Raw genomic sequence first — 18,053 nt, 5'->3', positions numbered from 1 at the left:
TCGCCGGCCTCGATAAAGCCGCGTTTCAGGAAGCCGAAGCGGCTTCCGTCCTGCCGATCCGCGTCAGAAGCGCCGCACCGGTCTTGATGCCCTTGATGAAGAGTTCGATCTCGAGGTTTTCGTTCGGCGCGTGGTTGGCCTCGTCGGCATTGGCGTAGGGCACCACGAAGGCCGGCGTCTTCAGGATCTTGGTGAAAACGTAATCCGGCAGGCTGCCGCCGACGGTCGGGTAGAGCAGAGGCGCTTCGCCGCGCGCGTCGATAATCGCCTGTTCGATGGTTGCCGCAAACGGGCTGTCCATCGGCGTCTTGGACGGCAGCATGCCGTTTGCGGGGATGAACGCGACATCGGGCGCGTGGCGCTCCACATGGGCCCTCACCTTGTCGAAAACGTAGTCCGGCGTCAGCGGCTCGACGAGGCGGATATCGCATTTGACGATCGCCTCGCAGGGCAACACCGTTTTTGTGCCTTCGCCGCCATAGCCGCTGTGAAAACCGTTGATCGTCAGCGTCGGGTGGAACATCAGCCGGTCGTAATAGGCACGATCAACGGGAGCATCCAGTTCGGTGATGCCGAGATCGGCCTTGATCGCCTCAAGATCCAGCGGCAGACGGCTGACGGCCTCGCGCTCCATATTGGTCGGGGGAATGACCGGTTCGTTGATGCCCTCGATGGTGATCTCGCCTGCCTCGTTTTTCATCGTTGAAAGCAGGTGCACAAGTTTCCAGATCGGATGCGGCATCACGCCGCCGAAATTGCCGGAATGGGCATCGCGCCGCGCCGTGCGGCAGCGAAGTTCGAAGGAGGCGACGCCGCGCACGCCGAAGGTGATGATCGGCCGCCCGCTCTCATGCAGCGGACCGTCTGAGGTGATCACCAGGTCGGCCTTCAGCTTCCCGGCATGTTCGGTCACGAATTCGGCGATATGCGGCGAGCCGATTTCTTCCTCGCCCTCCAGCAGGAAGAGCACGTTGCAGGGCAGTTCCCCCCGCGTTTCCAGCAGCGTCTCGATCGCCATCAGCTGCGCGAAATGCTGACCCTTGTTGTCGCCGATGCCACGGGCATAGATGCGACCGTCACGGATGGTCGGCTCGAAGGGCGGGTTGTTCCATTCGCCAAGCGGTTCCGGCGGCTGCACATCGTAGTGGCCGTAGAGCAGCACGGTCGGCTTGCCGGGTTTCTTCTCCCAGCGGCCGAGCACCATCGGATGGTTCCTTGTGGCAATGGTCTCGGCCTCAAAGCCCATGGCGGAAAGCTTTGCGACCAGGATGTCGGCGACCTCGCGGATCCCCTTGTTCTGGGCGCTGATCGAGGGGTGGCTGACATATTCCATCACCCGCGCGACGAAATCATCGGCATGCGCATCGATATGGGCGAAGACGGGTTCAAGTCCGGTTGCAGTCATGGTTTCAGCCCTCCTTGCGGTTCAGAATGACGGCGCCGGACGCTTCGACGCTTGCGCGCCAGCCGGGTTTGACGACGGTGGTGGTGTCAAGCTGGGTGAGGATAGCAGGCCCCTCGAAGCGCGCGCCCGCGCCGAGCGTTGCCCGATCGATGACGGGAACATTCTCGGTGCCGCTTTGAAAGTGCAGCGGCACATGGTCATAAGGCGTGATCGCCCCTTGTTGCGGCGGAAGGACGGCGATCTCGGGAGCCTCGACACAGCCTCTGGCCTCGACCCGAAGCGTTACCAGTTCGATTGCCGCATCGAGGGTGAAACCGTAGAGCGACCGGTGGGCCTCGCCAAAGCGGGCCTCCACGATTTCGGCATCGTCATCCCAGGAAACGGCCAGTTCGCCGCCCTGGCCGTGATAGCGTAGAAGCGCAATCGCCTGTTTCTCGCGGGCTTCCGCTGGAACGCCCTCTTCCTCAAACCAGTCATCGGCCTGTTTCGCGAGACCGTCGATGATGGATCTGGCGCTTTCCACATCGATCGCGCCGGCCTTCGGCATGGTGCGGCTGAATTCGGCCTTGAGGTCGGCGGCCAGAAGGCCGTCGGCGCACAACACGCCGGGCGCGGTCGGGATCATCACCTGACGGATGCCCAGAAGCTCCGCCAGTGCACAGCCATGCAGCGGCCCGGCGCCGCCGAAAGGCACAAGGGTGAAATCGCGCGGATCATGGCCGCGCTCGACGGAGACGACGCGGACGGCGCCAACCATGTGGCTGTCGACGATGGCGAGAATGCCCCGCGCCGCCGCCTCCCGTCCAAGCTTCAAGGGCGCAGCAATGCCGGCATCAACAACGGCCGAGGCCGCTTCGACATCCAGCGCCATGCGCCCGCCGAGCAGTTTCGCCGGCAGATGGCCGAGCACCACATGGGCATCGGTCACCGTCGCCTCCTTGCCGCCATTGCCGTAGGCGGCGGGTCCCGGCCTTGCACCGGCGCTTTGCGGGCCGACGGTCAACGTGCCATCGCTCACCTTCGCGATCGATCCGCCGCCCGCGCCGATCGTCACCATGTCGACCATGGGAAGCGGCAGAGGCCATTCGCCGATGCGGCCATGTTGGGTCAGCCCGATCTCGCCGTCCTTGATCAGGCAGATATCGGCGCTGGTGCCGCCGATATCGACGGTGATGATATCCTTGATGCCGCAAGCCGAAGCCGCGGCCCTCGCGCCGACAACGCCGGCGGCGGGCCCTGAAAGCGCGGTCAGCGCCGGCGCCTGGCGAATGGCTGCCGCACCGGCGACACCGCCATTCGATTGCATCAGGAGCAGTGGGGCCGCGACCTTCTCGCCGGCAAGGCGCTGTTCCAGCTTTTCGACATACGAGGTCACGCCCGGCATGACGGTGGCGTTCAGCACCGTGGTCAACGAGCGCTCGAACTCGCGCACAACCGGCAGGATATCGGTCGAACAGGTGATGGCATGGTCTGGAAGCGCTTCTCGCAGAAGCTCGACGACACGTTTTTCATGGTCGGCATTTGCGAAAGCATGCAGGAGGCAGACGCCGACGGCGGTGACGTCCATGGCGCGGATCGCCTCGGCTGCCCGGCATACGCTCTTCTCGTCAAGCGGTTCGAGCACCGCGCCGCCGGGGCCGATGCGTTCGTCGATCTCGAGAACGCGGGCGGCCGGTACCGGGCGCTCGGGCTTGACCCAATTGTAGAGATTGGCCTTGCGCGGAATATCCTGGCGACCGATCTCCAGCACGTGGCGGAAGCCGCGCGTGGTGATAAGGGCAGTTCTGGCACCCTTGCCCTCAAGGATCATGTTGGTGGCGACCGTCGTGCCGTGCAGCACCTGCGTCAGTCGCGATGCCTCAAGGCCCGCATCGTCGAGGGCAAGGCGGATGCCATCGAGGAAGGCTGCTGACGGGTCGGAGGGAATGCTTGGCGTCTTGGCGCGCCAGACCCTGCCGCTTTGCCGATCCAGAAGCGAGATGTCGGTAAAGGTTCCGCCGATGTCGACGGCGATCGAAAGGGCGCTCGTGATTTCAGGCAAGGACATCGACATACTCCTGGCGATGGAAGGCTTTGGTCTCGGGGCGGCTGGAGCGCAACCGCGCTGTTGCGGCGTGATCGATCGCGCCGTCGCGGATGACGACGCCGTAGAGCCGTTCGGCCGCGTCGGCGCTGACGAAGCCGCCGAGCACATCGGCCAGCACCTTTTCCTCCGGTCGGTCGAAGGGGTGGCCGTGGCCGCCGCCGCCGCCGGTTTCCATGCGCAGAATGTCGCCCTTGATCAGCCGGTTGCCGTCGGAAAGCGGTTTCAGGCCCCTCTCGCTCTCAAGGCCGGGATTGACGGTGACGCGGCCGCTGCCGCCGCCCATGCCGCCGTGAATGCCCCAGGGCGGGTTCTTCACGCTGTCGATCCGGACCGCCAGCATCATGTCCTCGGCGAGGATTTCATACTCGCGGATGATGCCGCAGCCGCCGCGGAATTTCCCCGCACCGCCGGAGTTCTCGACAATTCCGTAGCGCCGGAGGCGCACCGGATAGCCGACCTCGAGAAATTCTACAGGATAATTTTCCTGGGCGACGAAATAAACGGCGTCGATGCCGTCGGCATCCGGCCTTGCGCCATAGCCGACACCGATGCCGTCGGCGAGCAGAAAACGCTTCAGCAGGCCGTCGTCCTCGTCGCGGAACTTGCCGCGCATGATCGTGATCACATAGGCGGAATTGGCGGCGGGCGCCTTGCCGCCGGCGACATTGACGAGCCCGTTGATCGCCGAAAGCACCCGCATCGTCGTCAGGCCGCGCATGCCGAGCGGTGCGGGAAATTCCGGCTGCAGCAGCGAGCCAGCGCGAAGCCTCACGTCATCGAGAGCGTTCGGTCCGCCGGCATTGCAGACCTGGGCCGGATCGCCGCCGAGATAGAACAGACCGAGCGCCATGCCGGGTACGCCCCGGTTCATCAGGAAGTTGACCGGGCCGGGAGCCTGGTCGTCGGTTGCCGTGGCGTCGAATATGAACCGGTCATCGCCGTCATCGGTCTTTTCGCGCGTCAGTGAAAACCGGATCTTGAACGGGCCGTTGCCATGACCGTCGGTATCGATCGCATCGGTGAAGGAATAGGTGCCGTAGTCGAATGTTTCGGCCAGTTTCTCGCGCACAAGCTTGCGGGTACGCACCAGCAGCTGGGAAAGCGCGTCGGCGAGAACATCCGCGCCGAAGCGGTCGACAATCTCACCGATCCTCCGTACGCCGAGATCGACGCTCGCCATCAGTGCGCGCATGTCGCCGATGCTCTGGTCGGGAAAGCGCGAATTGCGATGGAAGATTTCAAGCGCGGCCTCGTTGGTGACGCCCGCAGAGGTCAGCTTCGTCGGCGGCACGATGATGCCTTCCTGGAATATCTCCGTGGCATCGGGACTGATCGAGCCCGGATGGATGCCGCCAATATCGGCGAAATGCGCCCAACTCATCACGAAGGCCGAGAGCCTGCCATCCTTGAAGACGGGCGCAAGCAGCACCTGGTCATTGGAATGGGAGACCGCGCCGCGCGAGCCATAGCAATCATTATACCAGTAGAGATCGCCGGGCTGCATCGTCTCGGCCGGAAATTTCTCCAGCACCGGCGTCGTCATGTCGCCGAAGATCGGCACCATCGAGCCGACCGCCATCACGCCGTCCGCATCGAAGAGAGCGGTATAGAAATCCTTCTTCTCGCGGATGAAGGCGGAAATCGCCGTGCGCTCCAGAAGGGCTTCCATTTCCGCCTGGGCGGCGGCCACCGCGCCACGGATGATCTCGAGCGTCACGGGATCGCAGAGCGGTGGGCCGCCATCCCGTTTTTCATTCATAGTGTCTGACATTAGGCTACCTTCATTCTGAATATGTCCGCAGCGGATGTTTCACGCCGGCGTTTCGGGAAAGACGACGACATTGCCAAGCCCGCCCGCTTCCACGCGTTCATGGGCAAGGGCGATGTCGGCAAGGGAAAATGTGGCGCCGATGGCGACCTTCAACCGGCCTGATCCTGCAAGCGCATCGATTGTCTCCTCACCGGCACGGCGCGCACCCTCGGGGATGGCAAAGCCCTGGATGAAGCGCAGATTGGCGCCGAGGGAAGCAAAGCCGTAATAGGACAGCACCGGCTCTGGATTGCTGCTAGAGGAATAAGCGGCGATCGTGCCGTTCGGCTTCAGGACGGCGGCGGCGAGAGCGGCATTGGCGGCGAAATCGACCTCGATGATCCGGTCGACGCCCGCGCCATCCGTCAGATCCAGTATCCGGGCCGCCACATTCTCCTGTGTGCGGTTGATGGTGATCTCGGCGCCGGCGTCTTTCGCGTGGAGGGCGGACGCCTCATTGCTGACGGTGCCGATCACGCGGGCGCCGTCGAGCGCTGCCATCTGCACGGCGAAATGGCCGACCGCGCCGGCCGCGCCGCTGACGAGCACCGTCTTGTCGGTTACTCTGCCATCGGCAAACACGGCGCGATGGGCCGTCATGGCGGGAACGCCGAGGCAGGCGCCCTCCGCAAAGGTCAGATGCTCGTTCAGGCGGACGGCCTGGCGCGCGTTGATGGCGATCAGTTCTGCGGCCGTGCCGAAGGCGCGGCCTATCTGCCGATAGCCGCCCTGGGCGTTCCAGAGCCAGACGCGCTCGCCGATGCGACCGGCGTCAACATTGGTTCCGACGGCGACGATCTCGCCCGCGCCATCGGTGTGGGGAATGATCAAGGGGTGATCCATGCCCGCGCCGCGCCATCCGGCCCGTCGCTTCACATCCGCCGGATTGATGCCGGAAGCCCTGACGGCCACCAGAACCTCGCCGGACCCGGGCGCGGGATCGGCGAGATCGCCCAGTTTCAGAACGTCGCCGGCGGTGCCGGTCGTCTCGTAATAGGCCGCCCTCATGCGCCGGTCTCCCCGTCGTAAAGATGACAGGCGACAAGCCGGTTGCCGACGGACTGCGGCTTCGGGACGTCCGATGCGCAGCGCCCAAAGGCCTTGGGGCAACGGTCGCGGAAAACGCAGCCCGAGGGCGGATTGCGCGGATCCGGCGCACCGCGTCCGATCGGCAGCGGAGCGTGGCTCTGGTCGGGATGGGGCACAGGCACGGCGGAAACGAGCGCCTTGGTATAGGGGTGCAGCGGTTCGCGCACGATGGCCTCGGTCGATCCGTCTTCCATGATCCGGCCGAGATACATCACGATGGTGCGCTCGCAGACATAGCGCACCAGGGCCAGATCGTGGCTGATATAGATCGCCGTCAGGCCCAGTCGGTCGCGGACATCGCGAAACACATTGAGCACGCCCGCGCGCACGGAAACGTCGAGCATCGAGACTGGCTCGTCGGCAACGACGAATTCGGGCTCGAGGATCAGCGCCCGCGCCATCACCACGCGCTGCAACTGCCCGCCGGAAAGCTGGTGCGGGTAACGGTCGAGAAACTGTTCCGGATCGGGCAGTTTCACGAGTTGAAGCGCTGCGATGATCTTCGTTTCGCGATCGTTGTTGGGGATCCCGGCATTTTCCAGCGGCTCGGCCAGTGTGGCGCGAATGGAAAAGCGCGGATTGACCGCATCGAAGGGGTTCTGGAAGATCAGCTGCGCCTGGGAGCGGAATTTCTTCAGCCGCTGCCGACCCATGCCGACAAGGTCATAGCCCTCGAAACTGATATTGCCGCCGGTCACGTCCTCCAGTTTGAGGAGGAGCCTTCCCATGGAGCTCTTGCCGCAGCCGCTTTCACCCAGAAGGCCGATGCTTTCGCCCCGGCGGATATCGAAGGTGACGCCGTCGACGGCCTTCACCACGGACGAATGGCCGCGCATGGCAGACAGCGCGCTTCCGACCTTGTAGTGCAGCTTTGCCTCGAAGACCGAGACCAGAACATCGCTCCTTTTTCCCGACATCATCAAAGACCCGCCTCCCATGTCTCTGTTCTGGCGGCCTTGGCCCGCAATTCCGTGGCCTCGCCGGCGCGGTGACAGGCAACCTGATGGGCCGCATCCAGCGCGACAAGCGGTGGTTCGGTGGCGCAGATGTTGACGGCGAAGGGACAGCGCTCGGCAAACCGGCAGCCTTGCGGCGGATCGGCAAGGTTTGGCGGCGCGCCCTCGATTGGCGTCAGCGCGCCGGTTTCCGCCCCGGTCAGGTCTGGAAAGGCATTCTTGAGGCCCATCGTATAGGGATGCGAGGGTTTGATCAGCGTGGCCCTGGTGGTTCCGGCCTCGGCGACCTTGCCGGCATACATCACCACCGTCCGGTCGCAGATATAGGCGACGACCGAGATGTCGTGGGTCACCAGGATGACGGAAAGGCCGAGACGTTCCTGCAATTCCTTCAACTGGTCGAGGATCTGGCGCTGGACGATGACATCGAGCGCGGTCACCGGCTCGTCGGCGATCACCAGCTTCGGATCGAGCGCCAGTGCTAGGGCGATCGCGACGCGCTGGCGCATGCCGCCGGAAAACTGGTGAGGAAAATCCGACAGCCGCCCGCGATCGATGCCGACCATGTCGAACAGTTCCTCCGAGCGGCGGCGTGCATCCCTACGCCCCATGCCGCCGCGTTTTCGCAAGACTTCGGCAAGCTGGTATTCGACGGTGTAGACCGGGTCGAGCGAGTTCATGGCGCTTTGCGGCACGAAGGCGATATCGCGCCAGCGCAGCGCGTTCATCCGGCGTTCGGACAGCTTTGCCAGATCCTGTCCGGCAAACATGATCCTGCCGCCGGAGATCGATGCATTGTCGGCCATCACCCGTGTCAGCGCCCGTGCGGCGGTGGTCTTGCCGCAGCCCGATTCACCGACGAGGCCGGTGATCGAGCCCTCGGGCACATCGAAGCTTGCGCCATCGACGGCATGGACGAGGCCACCGGGGACCTTGTAGGAGACGCTGAGATTGTCAACGGAAAGAAGTGGTTCGCTCATCGGCTCAACTTCGGAAACAGGAGGTTTTCATAGCCGCGCGTGACGAAAAAGCCCGCGCTGACGACGAGGATGATGCACAGGCCCGGGGGCAAGAACCAGTAATAGGCCTGTTTGGCGAGCGCCTGGCTGGCGAAGGCATCCTGCAGCATGTAGCCCCAGCTGATCGAGTTCGGATCACCGAAGCCCAGAAAACTGATCGAGGCCTCCGTCAGGATCGCCCAGCCGATCGCGATCGATCCGTAGAGGAAGGAGAGCGGCAGGACGTTGGGCGCGACATGGCGGGCGATGATCTTGAGACTGGAGGAGCCGGAGATTCTTGCCGCCTCGACATAGCCGCGGGTTCTCAGCGTCAGAACCTGGCTGCGGATGACGCGGGCGGTGTCGCGCCAGAGCACCAGCGCCATGGCGATCACAACGTTCCAGATCGAAGGTTCGAGAAAGGCGGCGATGACGATGACGAAGGGCAGGAACGGGATGCCGAAGGCAATATCGGCAAGCCGCATCAAGAGCGTGTCGACCCAGCCGCCGAAATAACCGGCGAGAATACCGACGAGCGAGCCGATCAGCACCACCATGAAAGCTGCGGTCAGCCCGATCACCAGTGCCGAGCGGCTGCCATAGACAAGCTGGGAAAAGATGTCGCGGCCGAGACTGGTGGTGCCGAGGATGAAGCCATCCTGACCGGGCCTGAGATCGGCGGCCAGATCGTATGAGGCGGAATAGAGGATCTCGTTCGGGTCATGGGTGGCGATATCGGGGGCGAATATCGCCGCCAGGATGAACACGACATAGATGACGATGCCGGCAATGGCGAAAGGGTCGCGCAACGGAAATTTCAGCCCGCGGCCGAAGCGGCCAAGACCGCTGGAAACAGAGGAGGCAATCTCACGCATGGCCGATCCTCGGGTCGAGCAGGGCATAGAGAAGGTCGGCGATCATGTTCATGAGGATCACCACCACCGCGATCAGCAGGAAGGCGCCCTGGGCCAGCGGGTAGTCCGAGGCAGAGACGGCGCGCACCAGTTCGCGGCCGAGGCCCGGCCAGGAGAACACGGTCTCGACCACGACATTGCCCTGCAACTGGTATCCGACGGCGATCGCGAACGAGGTCATGATCGGCAGAAGCGCGTTGCGGGCGGCATGGCGCACGACCACGGTCCAGCTCGAAAGCCCCTTGATGCGCGCCATGGTGACGAAGTCCTCCTTCATCACGTCCAGCATGTTGGATCGCATCAGCAAAAGCGGAAGCCCCTGGCTGTAGATTGCAAGGGTAAGCGCCGGCAAAGCGAGATGAGCGAGGAAATCGCGCGAAGTATAAAGGGCGAAATAACTGTCATAGCTTTCGCCCGCCATGCGCGTGCCGCCTGCCGGAAACCAGCCGAGCCAGAAGGAGAAGATAGCGAGCAGCACCATGCCGAGCCAGAATTCCGGCATGGCGCGCGTGGTCAGTACCGCTGGAATGGCCGCCTGCTCGACCCAGTTGCCGCGCTTCCAGGCGAGATAGGCGCCGGCCAGAATGCCGAAGGCATAGGCCACGATCAGCGAGGTGAAGGTCAGGATCAGCGTGTTTGGCAGCAGCGGGAAGATGATATCCGCCACCGGCTGGCGATAGGTGAAGCTTTCGCCGAGATTGCCCTGCAGAAGATTACCGATATAGATCAGATATTGCTGCCACAACGGTTTGTCGAGCCCGAAGGAAGCCATCAGGATCTGCTGCTGCTCCAGGGTGAAGTTCGGGTCGATATAGGCCGCCATCGGGTTTCCCGGCATCAGCCGGAACATCAGAAACAGAATGGTGACCACGGCCCACAGGACCAGCATCATCTGCAGCACGCGACTGCCGATCGGCTTTAAAGTTGACATGAAGCGCCGTCCTCTTCCTGTTGCGATTGCGGCAATCAGGCATGAAGGTCGAAAAGGGGACGGCAGGCACGCGTCTGCCGCCTCTTCGGAGATTGCGCTGGCCTAGTTGCCGAGCGTTTCCTTGATGTCGCCCGGATAATACAGTTTGCCGCCGTCAAGCGTATAACCGGCATCCTCAAGCGTCTGTTTGGCGAGATCGGTTCCGGTCGCGAAGTCCTCGACCGCCGGGTCATGCCAGAATTCAAGCGCCGGCGAGACGACCGAGTTGGAGGGCACCGCATAGCCGCGATAGGCGGCCTTGGCGATCAGCTGGCGGTTGACCGCCTGGGACAGCGCCATGCGGAAGGCCGGGTCATCAAAGGGCGCGCGGCGGTTGTTGAAGCCGATATAGCGGAAGCCGATATCGACGGTAGACACCGCTTCGAGATCGGCGTTCTCCGCGGCCGCGTCAACGAGGACCTGCGGGTCGCCCGGGAACTCGCCGATAAAGTTCAACTCGCCCGACTTTAGCATGCCAAGCGCTGCCTCGGCATTCGGTACGATGCGCAGGATCCAGCGATCGGCCTTCGGCGCGTGGAAATGATCTCCATTGGCCTCCAGAACGATCTCCTCGTTCTTGGTCCAGCTTGTGAATTTGTAGGGGCCGGAGCCGATCGGCGTGTCTTCCTGATAGCTTTCGGCGTTTTCCGGCTTGTCCTTCAGGTCCTCCAGGATCGGCCCCCATATGTGTTCAGGGATGATGTTGATCTTGGCGAGCGTGGAGGTGAGGAAGGAGGCAAGCGGGGTCTTCAGGTGGAATGTGACGACATCGCCCTCGACATCGATGCTGTCAATGTTCTTGGCGAATGGCTGATACATCGGCGCCTCTTCGCTGGCGGCCGCCTCATAGGAGAATTTCACATCCTCGGCCGTGACCGGCTCGCCATCGTGCCATGTCATGCCGGGGCGCAGCGTGAGCGCGATCGTGGTGTCGTCGAGCCATTCATGGCTTTCCGCCGCCCAGGGCTGGGGCAGGCCGTCGGGACCGACGCGCAGAAGGCGGTCATAAACGAGCTCGGTGACCCAGCTGTCGACGCCGCCTGAAATATAGAGCGGGTTGATCGACTTCACATTGTCGGAGGAGTTGAGAACGATATCCTTCTGATCGCCGAGCGGGGCGATATCCATGAAGGTCCAGGCGTTCTTGATGCCGATGCCGCTCTGGTTGACGACGGTTTCGGGGTCGAAGACAGCCTTGTTGAAGGCGAAAGTGGATTTCGGGTGGACCAGCATCATGTACTGCTGGTCGGCGCTCAGGATTTCCTGGGCCTCGAACACCATCTCCCGGCGCTTGTCCTGATCGACCTCGCGGCGTTGCGCCTCGACGATCGAATCATATTCGGGGTTCTCGTAACCGACGAAATTATAGCCGGATTCGGCCGTCGTCGAGTGGAACAGGTTGAACAGAAGCTCATCCGGGTCCGAGCGTTCCGGCCGCCCGACCATCTGCCATGCGGTCGCATCCCAGGCGTCGCGGTCGTACCAGACGACATTCGACATCTGTTCCCAGGGCATGACCTCGACCTTGACGTCAAGACCGAGCTTTCGCCATTCCTGGGCAATGAGCTGGACGGACTGGAACTCGGCCTGTTGTCCGGCCTGCGGCCGGGAGAAAAGCACGATTTCGCGGATCTGGTCGCCCGCAAAGGCGGGGAAAGCCGCCGTGGACGCCAGCAACGCGGCAAGTGAAGCCCGCGCGATATATTTCATGGTCGTTCTCCTCTGAACGGTTTGGTTCTTTTTATCGTGTCCGGATTTTTCCGGTTATATCTTGGAAACGGCGTTCGCCGGTCTGGCCGGTATTTTCGAAAGGAAAGCTCGCGAGGGAGCTTGAAACGAAATCGCAAGTGTTTTATTCAGTAAAACGCTGTTTCGTAATTCTAAGTAAAGCAGATTCTGTCACGATTGCAAGTCGTGAATATGTTGTCAAAGCAGGGGGGCATGAAACGTGACCGAGGCAAAAGACTATACGATCGCCGCCGTCGACCGGGCCATTTTGGTGCTGGAGGCGCTTGCGGCGCGGCCCAATCAGGGCCTGACGGAACTTGCCAAATCGCTTGGCATGACGAAATCCCTGATTTTCCGGATCCTGTTCACGCTTGAGGAACGCGGCTTTGTCTCGCGTGACGCGGAGCGTTCCGAATATGCGCTCGGCTACCGTATCGGCGTGCTTGGGGAATGCCTTGGCAAGGATGGCGGCCTGTTGTTCGCTGCGCGTCCGGTGATGGACTGGCTGCGGGACGTCACCTCCGAAAACGTCAATCTGGTGATCCGTGACGGGAGCGAGAGCTATGTGCTGGCAACGCGGCCGGGGCGGCATTCCATGCGCCTGTTCGCCCAGGCCGGCCGTTTCGGTCCGTTGCATGCCGGCGGCAGTTCGCAACTGCTTCTTGCTTATGCCGAACCCGCGGTAATCGAGGAGGTTCTGGCAAAGCCGCTCGAAACCTTTACGCCCTACACCATCACCGATCCGGAAAAGCTGAGCCAGACGCTCGAGCGCATTCGCGCAAGCGGCTACAACATCGTCGCCAATGATCTCGACGAGGGTGCTTTCTCGGTGGCCGCGCCGATTACAGCGGCGGACGGGACGGTGACCGCGTCGATCTCGGTCGCCGGCGCCGTCATGCGCCTTGACGAGGAACGTCGCGCCGCCAATCTGGAGGCCGCACTTGAGGCCGGCCGCCGAATCTCGGACAAGCTCGCCGTGGGTGGCCTCCTGAAGGTGGACTGAGCGCGATCGCCGCCGTCTGCGTCCCCGTTTCAATCTGCCTTCGACAACCGGCCTGCCGGCCGTGAGGCGGCTTGCCGACGCGCCACCCGGGGGTAGGCCTTTGCCGGCGTGTCGGCCCCACCGCACTTAAATGCCCGTCTCCCTGCGAGTGAATTCGTAAACGCTTGCCGCGACCGCAGCCCTCTGTTATCCTTAATAAAAATGAAACGTCGTTTTATTGAGTAAAACAAAGAGAGGATGACAGCTGTGAACGATATTGAATCCGCTATAATTGGCGACGTGTCGCTTGACGCCCCCTGGGCACTGGTCGAAAGCTTCTCCACCTACAAGCGCGAGCATCCAGACGATGTGAACCGGGGCATGAACGAGGTCAGGACACGCCTTGAAAAACACGGCGTTCCCGTCACCATGCACCAACCCGAACTCTATCTGAGCCTGCCCGGCAAGGCGCGTGTGGAGGCTTCGGGCAAGACTTTTCGGGCCAAGCCGCCGGCCTATTGCGTCGATGCGCGCGATGGCCTTTGCGGCGAACTCGTCTATGTGGCGAGCAACCAGCCGAGAGCGATCTCGACCATGTTCGAGCGCTCGGTGGAGGATGCGGGCGATCTTGCTGCGCTCGTTTCCGGCAAGATTGTCCTCTCGGAAGGTTTCGCCAATCCGGGCCTTGTCGCCCAGTTCACGGAGCTTGGCGCGATCGGGGTGATCGCCATCAATCCCGGCGTCGATATTCACTGGGGCATCTGCACGACAATCTGGGGCACGCCGGATCTCGATGACCTGCCGCGCAAACCGCGTATCCCGGCCGTCGCCGTCAATCGCGAAAGCGGCGATGCGCTGATCGAACTGGCGAAGGCGGGGATGGAGGTCACTGTCTTCGCCGAAATGGAGGAGGGTTGGTATTCCTCGATGCTGCCGGAAGTCTTCATCGAAGGCACTGAGGAGCCGGAGAAATACATCCTGCTGCACGGTCATCTGGACAGTTGGGATGTCGGCGTTGGCGACAACGCGACCGGCGACGCCTCGCTTCTCGAAATGGCGCGGGTTCTCTATGAAAACCGCGACAAGCTGAAACGTTCGGTGCGCGTGTGCTGGTGGCCGGGCCACTCCACCGGCCGTTATGCCGGATCGACGTGGTTCGCCGATCATTTCGCGCTCGACCTTGACGAGAACTGCGTGGCCTCGGTCAATTGCGACAGTCCCGGCTGCCGCTGGGCAACGGAGTTCATCAATCTGTGCATGATGAGCGAAGCTGAGGATTTCCTTTCCGAGGTGATCGCGGAAGTGGCCGGCAAGACCGCCGAGGGCGAGCGTCCGCACCGGGCGGGCGACTATTCCTTCAACAATATCGGGCTCACGAGCTATCTGATGCTGTCATCGACCATGGCTGAGCGCGCCCGCGAGGAGAAGGGCTATTACACGGTCGGCGGCTGCGGCGGCAATATCGCCTGGCACACGGAAAACGATACGCTTGAGATCGCCGATAAGGATATTCTCCTGCGTGACATCAAGGTCTATCTTCTGGCTGTCCTGCGCAATGCCAATGCGGAAATATTGCCCTTTGACTGGCGCAAGACCGCCGAGGAATTCCTCCAGACGATCGATGGCTATCAAGGCAAGGCCGGAGACCGCTTCGATCTGACGCCAGTCCGCAGCGAGGCGGAAGCGCTGAAGGCGAAACTCTCTGTCTTTTACGACGGCATAGCCGATGGCAGTGTGCCGCCTGCCGCCGCCAACAGTGTCATCCAGCGGCTTGCCCGCATTCTCGTTCCGCTGAACTTCACCCGTGAGCAGCGCTTCCGTCACGATCCGGCGACCCCGATCCCGGCTCTGCCTGCCCTTTCTGCAGCAGCGGACCTCGACAAGCTGGGTCCGGCAAAGCTTGGCTTTGCCCGGACACATCTGGTGCGCGGGCAGAACCGCGTCATCGCTGCGCTAAAGCAAGCGGGGGCGCTGATAGAGACCGCAACAGCCCGAGGCGGCTGAAACAGTGGCGCGCAGGCTCGCCTGTGCCCGTCTGAGACCGACCTGACGGGAGCTGGATTGTGTGTTTTGCCGTGGCTCAGGTCCGGAATTGCCGTCTTCGCGGACGCCATCCGGACGGCTACAGGCGCAAGCCGGCCGACGACCAGGATCAGAAAGCCTCTCGATATCGGGCTTGCAAAGAGCCATATGGCTATCGCCTCGCGTGTCTTGCCGCCGGTCTAGCAGGGTTTTGCAAAATCCCTGGCGATGTAGCACGAACCGTCGGTCATGATCCGCTTCACCATAGTGCCGAGGCTGGCGCAACAACCGACTGCCGCCTTGAGGAAGGTGATGGCGCTCTCGGCCTTTGGGTTCGGAAAAATGTCGGTGAAGGCGATCCGGGATGCCTCATCGGGGCACTGTTTTCGCTGAGCCTGCGTATGGTCCAGGATATGCTTGCCGCCCGTGGCGTCGTCGTCTCACCAAACCTTGAGGCCCTGGGCGGAGAAGTTCGGCCGGTATTTTGCCAATGGTATCCGGAGGCGCTCAGCCGGCAGGCTCAGTGACAAATGGCACATCGATGAGGTTGTCATCACGATCGCCGGCAAGGCGCTTGATGCGAAAGCTGCTGAAAGGGCAATGCCGTTCGCCGCGTGTAATTATTACCGACAAACTTCGATCCTACGGTTCGGCGAAGCGCGATATCATGCCCGGTGTTGAACATCGCTCTCACAAGGGCTTGAACAATCGGGTCGAAAATTCTCATCAGCCTGTCCGACGGCGTGAAAGGATTATGAGGCGCTTCAAGTCAGCTAGGCACCTTCAAAGGTGCGTTTCCATCCACGATCCGATTGCCAACCTCTTTCGCATTCCCCGCCACGACATTCCATCCGCCCATCACCGCGAATTGCGAAAAACAGCCATGCAAGCATGGTGCCAAATCGCCGGCATTCAAGTCGCCTGAACCAACGTTTCAGCCCCCTATCTTGAATGCGGAGCGTTAAGTTTACAATACCGACGGCTGGCATCTATCAGGACATGCTGACGACGGCACATCCCAGCGACATCTCGGAATAATTCTGGCAGCAATCTGAGCGCCACGGCTCAATCGAAAAAGCCGCGATCCTCGTCCTCCAGATAGCGCATGGCGCGCTCGGGGATAAACTCTACGCCCATGCCGGGGCGGTCGGAAACGGTGATCATGCCGTCCTTCACGATCGGGTCCGGCAGACCCTCGACGATCTCCGCCCACCAGTCAGGCGTGGCGATCGGGTATTCGAAAGCGATGAAATTGGCGGGCAGCGTGGCCGAGACCTGGACGAGGGCGGCGAGACCCAGAAGCCCGTTCGCCGTGCCGTGCGGCGCCATCAGGATGCCGTGGAGATCGGCATATTCGGCGATCCATTTCAGCTCGGCGATGCCGCCGACATCGGCCGGATCGGGGCCGATGACGTTGACCGCCTGGGTCTCGATCAGTTCCTTGAAATTCTGCCGGAGATAGATCTGCTCGCCGGTATGGATCGGCGTTGGCGACACGCGGGTGAGTTCGCGATAGACACCGGCATTGACGTAAGGGGTGTAATCGCCGGTCAGCAGGTCTTCCAGCCACATCAGGTTATAGGGCTCGACCATGCGGGCGAAGCGCTGCGCATCCGGCAACATCCAGCCCGGCCCGCAATCGAGCGCGAGGCCGACGCGGTCGCCGGTCACCGCCTTCATCGCCGCCACGCATTCGACGACATGCTTCAGCCCGCGCTCGGTGATCGGACCACGGTCAAGCGCGCCGTGAAGCTCGCTCCGGCGCGGTTCGCCATAATAGAAGTCCGGCACCTGGCGCTTCATGTCGGAATGGAAGGCGATCGGCTGCTTGATGATTGTAAAACCTTCCGGCGCAGTGAGCATCCGCTTCGTGTCCTCGGCATAATCCTGCGGACCGTAGCCCGCCATCGGAAACCGGACGCCGCCATTATAGACCCGCACCCGGTCGCGGACCTTGCCGCCGAGCAGGCGATGGACGGGCACGCCAGCGGCCTTGCCGGCGATATCCCAGAGCGCCATCTCGATGGTCGAGACGGCGGCGCCTGCCGGCTTGAAACTGCCGCGCTGGCGGATCTTCAGCATGGTGCGCTCGACAAGCGTCGGGTCCTCGCCGATCAGGATATCGCGGAAATCGAGGATGTGGCGCTTGAGGTAGGGTTTCCAGAACTCGGCTTGCCCATAGCCCGAGATCCCCGCGTCGGTGAGGATGCGCACCACTGGATGGCGGCCGATCACGGCGCACCGGACATCTGTTATCTTCATGGAATGGCCTGTGCCTTGAGTGCTGCCGTCAGGCCCTTTGCGGCCTTGATGACGGCCTCGCGGATTTCATCGATGCGCTCCTGCTCTGTACCCCTGAGGAAGGGAACGCTGATCGCCGCCAGCATCTTGCCCGCGCGATCATAGACCGGCGCGGACACGGCCTGGATGCTCGCCATGTGCTCGCCCGCGTCATGGCCGTAGCCCTGCTTGCGGATGCGCACCAACTCGCGGCGCAGGCGCTGCGGATCGGTCACCGATTTCGCGGTCATCGCCACGAGCGGCTTAGCGAGCCGGCTTTCCAGCTCGGCTCCGTCGAGATGGGAGAGCAGCAACTTGCCGGCCGCGCCGACATGGGCCGGCATGCGCTGGCCGGGCGTGACCGACAGCGCGTAATCGCGCCGCCCCTGTGACACCGCGATCACCAGCAAGCCCTTGTCATCAAGCACCGAGAGCTTGCAGCTCTCACCGATCTCGTCGGCAAGCTGGTCGAGCACCGGCTGGCTCAGCGCCGCGATATCGACCTGTCCCGAACTGCCGGCGACCTGCGCGGCGAGTTGCAGCAGCCGTGCGCCGAGATAGTAAAAACCGTCATCGTCGCGGCGCACGACCTGATGGACCTGCAGCGTGTTGAGGATGCGATAGACCGTGGTGCGCGGCTGGTCGAGCGCCTTCGACAGGTCGCGGATGGTCATCCCGTCCGGCCGACGCTCCAAAAGGCCAAGCACTTCCATCATCCGGTCGATGACCGGAACTGTGTGTTTCTGCGCGGCGGGTTCGACCGACTGTTCCATGCATCCCCGGCTTGATTGACTTTCTGGCGGAACGGATTAT

Annotated in this window: 13 protein-coding genes and 2 pseudogenes; 3 read left to right on the top strand and 12 right to left on the bottom strand. The window is 62.5% G+C overall.

Annotation, left to right across the window (positions count from 1 at the left end; all coding sequences use genetic code 11):
• Window positions 1-25 precede the first annotated feature (25 nt).
• The 9 genes from HQ843_RS25840 to HQ843_RS25800 all read right to left on the bottom strand — a co-directional run bounded on the left by HQ843_RS25840 (window position 26) and on the right by HQ843_RS25800 (window position 11,938).
• On the bottom strand, window positions 26-1,405 hold the full coding sequence (locus HQ843_RS25840) for a M20/M25/M40 family metallo-hydrolase (protein ID WP_180903352.1): 1,380 nt from the start codon (window positions 1,403-1,405) through the stop codon (window positions 26-28).
• A 4-nt stretch (window positions 1,406-1,409) separates the two neighbouring features.
• Window positions 1,410-3,452, bottom strand: a complete 2,043-nt coding sequence (locus tag HQ843_RS25835; protein ID WP_180900517.1) for a hydantoinase/oxoprolinase family protein — start codon at window positions 3,450-3,452, stop codon at window positions 1,410-1,412.
• A complete protein-coding gene (locus tag HQ843_RS25830; protein ID WP_180900518.1) occupies window positions 3,439-5,262 on the bottom strand; it encodes a hydantoinase B/oxoprolinase family protein in 1,824 nt (607 codons plus the stop codon). Before HQ843_RS25830 ends, HQ843_RS25835 begins: the two co-directional genes overlap by 14 nt.
• 39 nt (window positions 5,263-5,301) lie before the next feature.
• A complete protein-coding gene (locus HQ843_RS25825) occupies window positions 5,302-6,309 on the bottom strand; it encodes an NADPH:quinone reductase (protein WP_180900519.1) in 1,008 nt (335 codons plus the stop codon).
• Window positions 6,306-7,310, bottom strand: a complete 1,005-nt coding sequence (locus HQ843_RS25820; RefSeq protein ID WP_246710223.1) for an ABC transporter ATP-binding protein — start codon at window positions 7,308-7,310, stop codon at window positions 6,306-6,308. The genes HQ843_RS25825 and HQ843_RS25820 overlap by 4 nt, the downstream gene beginning before the upstream one ends.
• Window positions 7,310-8,326 (bottom strand): ABC transporter ATP-binding protein, encoded by a 1,017-nt coding sequence (locus HQ843_RS25815; protein ID WP_180900521.1) that lies wholly within the window; start codon window positions 8,324-8,326, stop codon window positions 7,310-7,312. Before HQ843_RS25815 ends, HQ843_RS25820 begins: the two co-directional genes overlap by 1 nt.
• Window positions 8,323-9,219, bottom strand: a complete 897-nt coding sequence (locus HQ843_RS25810; protein ID WP_210275286.1) for an ABC transporter permease — start codon at window positions 9,217-9,219, stop codon at window positions 8,323-8,325. Before HQ843_RS25810 ends, HQ843_RS25815 begins: the two co-directional genes overlap by 4 nt.
• A complete protein-coding gene (locus tag HQ843_RS25805) occupies window positions 9,212-10,189 on the bottom strand; it encodes an ABC transporter permease (RefSeq protein ID WP_180900523.1) in 978 nt (325 codons plus the stop codon). The genes HQ843_RS25810 and HQ843_RS25805 overlap by 8 nt, the downstream gene beginning before the upstream one ends.
• Window positions 10,190-10,291: 102 nt before the next feature.
• A complete protein-coding gene (locus HQ843_RS25800; RefSeq protein ID WP_180900524.1) occupies window positions 10,292-11,938 on the bottom strand; it encodes an ABC transporter substrate-binding protein in 1,647 nt (548 codons plus the stop codon).
• Window positions 11,939-12,176: 238 nt separating this feature from the next.
• Between HQ843_RS25800 and HQ843_RS25795 the strand changes: the two genes are divergently transcribed.
• Both HQ843_RS25795 and HQ843_RS25790 read left to right on the top strand, forming a co-directional pair.
• Window positions 12,177-12,959, top strand: coding sequence for an IclR family transcriptional regulator (locus tag HQ843_RS25795; protein ID WP_180900525.1), 783 nt, complete (start codon window positions 12,177-12,179; stop codon window positions 12,957-12,959).
• 246 nt (window positions 12,960-13,205) lie between these two features.
• The gene (locus HQ843_RS25790) at window positions 13,206-14,942 is read left to right on the top strand and encodes a M28 family metallopeptidase (RefSeq protein WP_210275287.1); all 1,737 of its coding nucleotides are present in this window, start codon (window positions 13,206-13,208) and stop codon (window positions 14,940-14,942) included.
• A gap of 239 nt (window positions 14,943-15,181) precedes the next feature.
• Here the strand turns inward: HQ843_RS25790 and HQ843_RS29625 are convergent.
• Window positions 15,182-15,340, bottom strand: a pseudogene (locus HQ843_RS29625) (IS481 family transposase); the annotation flags it as partial.
• A 3-nt stretch (window positions 15,341-15,343) separates the two neighbouring features.
• On the opposite strand from HQ843_RS29625, the pseudogene HQ843_RS25785 reads away from it, so the two are divergent.
• A pseudogene (locus HQ843_RS25785) lies at window positions 15,344-15,885 on the top strand (IS6 family transposase); the annotation flags it as partial.
• Window positions 15,886-16,025: 140 nt separating this feature from the next.
• Here the strand turns inward: HQ843_RS25785 and HQ843_RS25780 are convergent.
• Together HQ843_RS25780 and HQ843_RS25775 are read right to left on the bottom strand one after the other, a co-directional pair.
• Window positions 16,026-17,222: a mandelate racemase/muconate lactonizing enzyme family protein gene (locus HQ843_RS25780; protein WP_180900527.1), complete on the bottom strand. Its 1,197-nt coding sequence runs from the start codon at window positions 17,220-17,222 to the stop codon at window positions 16,026-16,028.
• Window positions 17,219-18,013, bottom strand: coding sequence for an IclR family transcriptional regulator (locus tag HQ843_RS25775; RefSeq protein WP_180900528.1), 795 nt, complete (start codon window positions 18,011-18,013; stop codon window positions 17,219-17,221). Before HQ843_RS25775 ends, HQ843_RS25780 begins: the two co-directional genes overlap by 4 nt.
• Window positions 18,014-18,053 lie beyond the last annotated feature (40 nt).

Origin of the sequence: Martelella sp. NC20 (assembly GCF_013459645.1) — a bacterium.
In the GTDB taxonomy this organism is placed as follows: Bacteria; Pseudomonadota; Alphaproteobacteria; order Rhizobiales; family Rhizobiaceae; genus Martelella.
The sequence above is the reverse complement of the archived record's forward strand: the minus strand, read 5'-3'. Positions and strand labels throughout refer to the sequence as shown.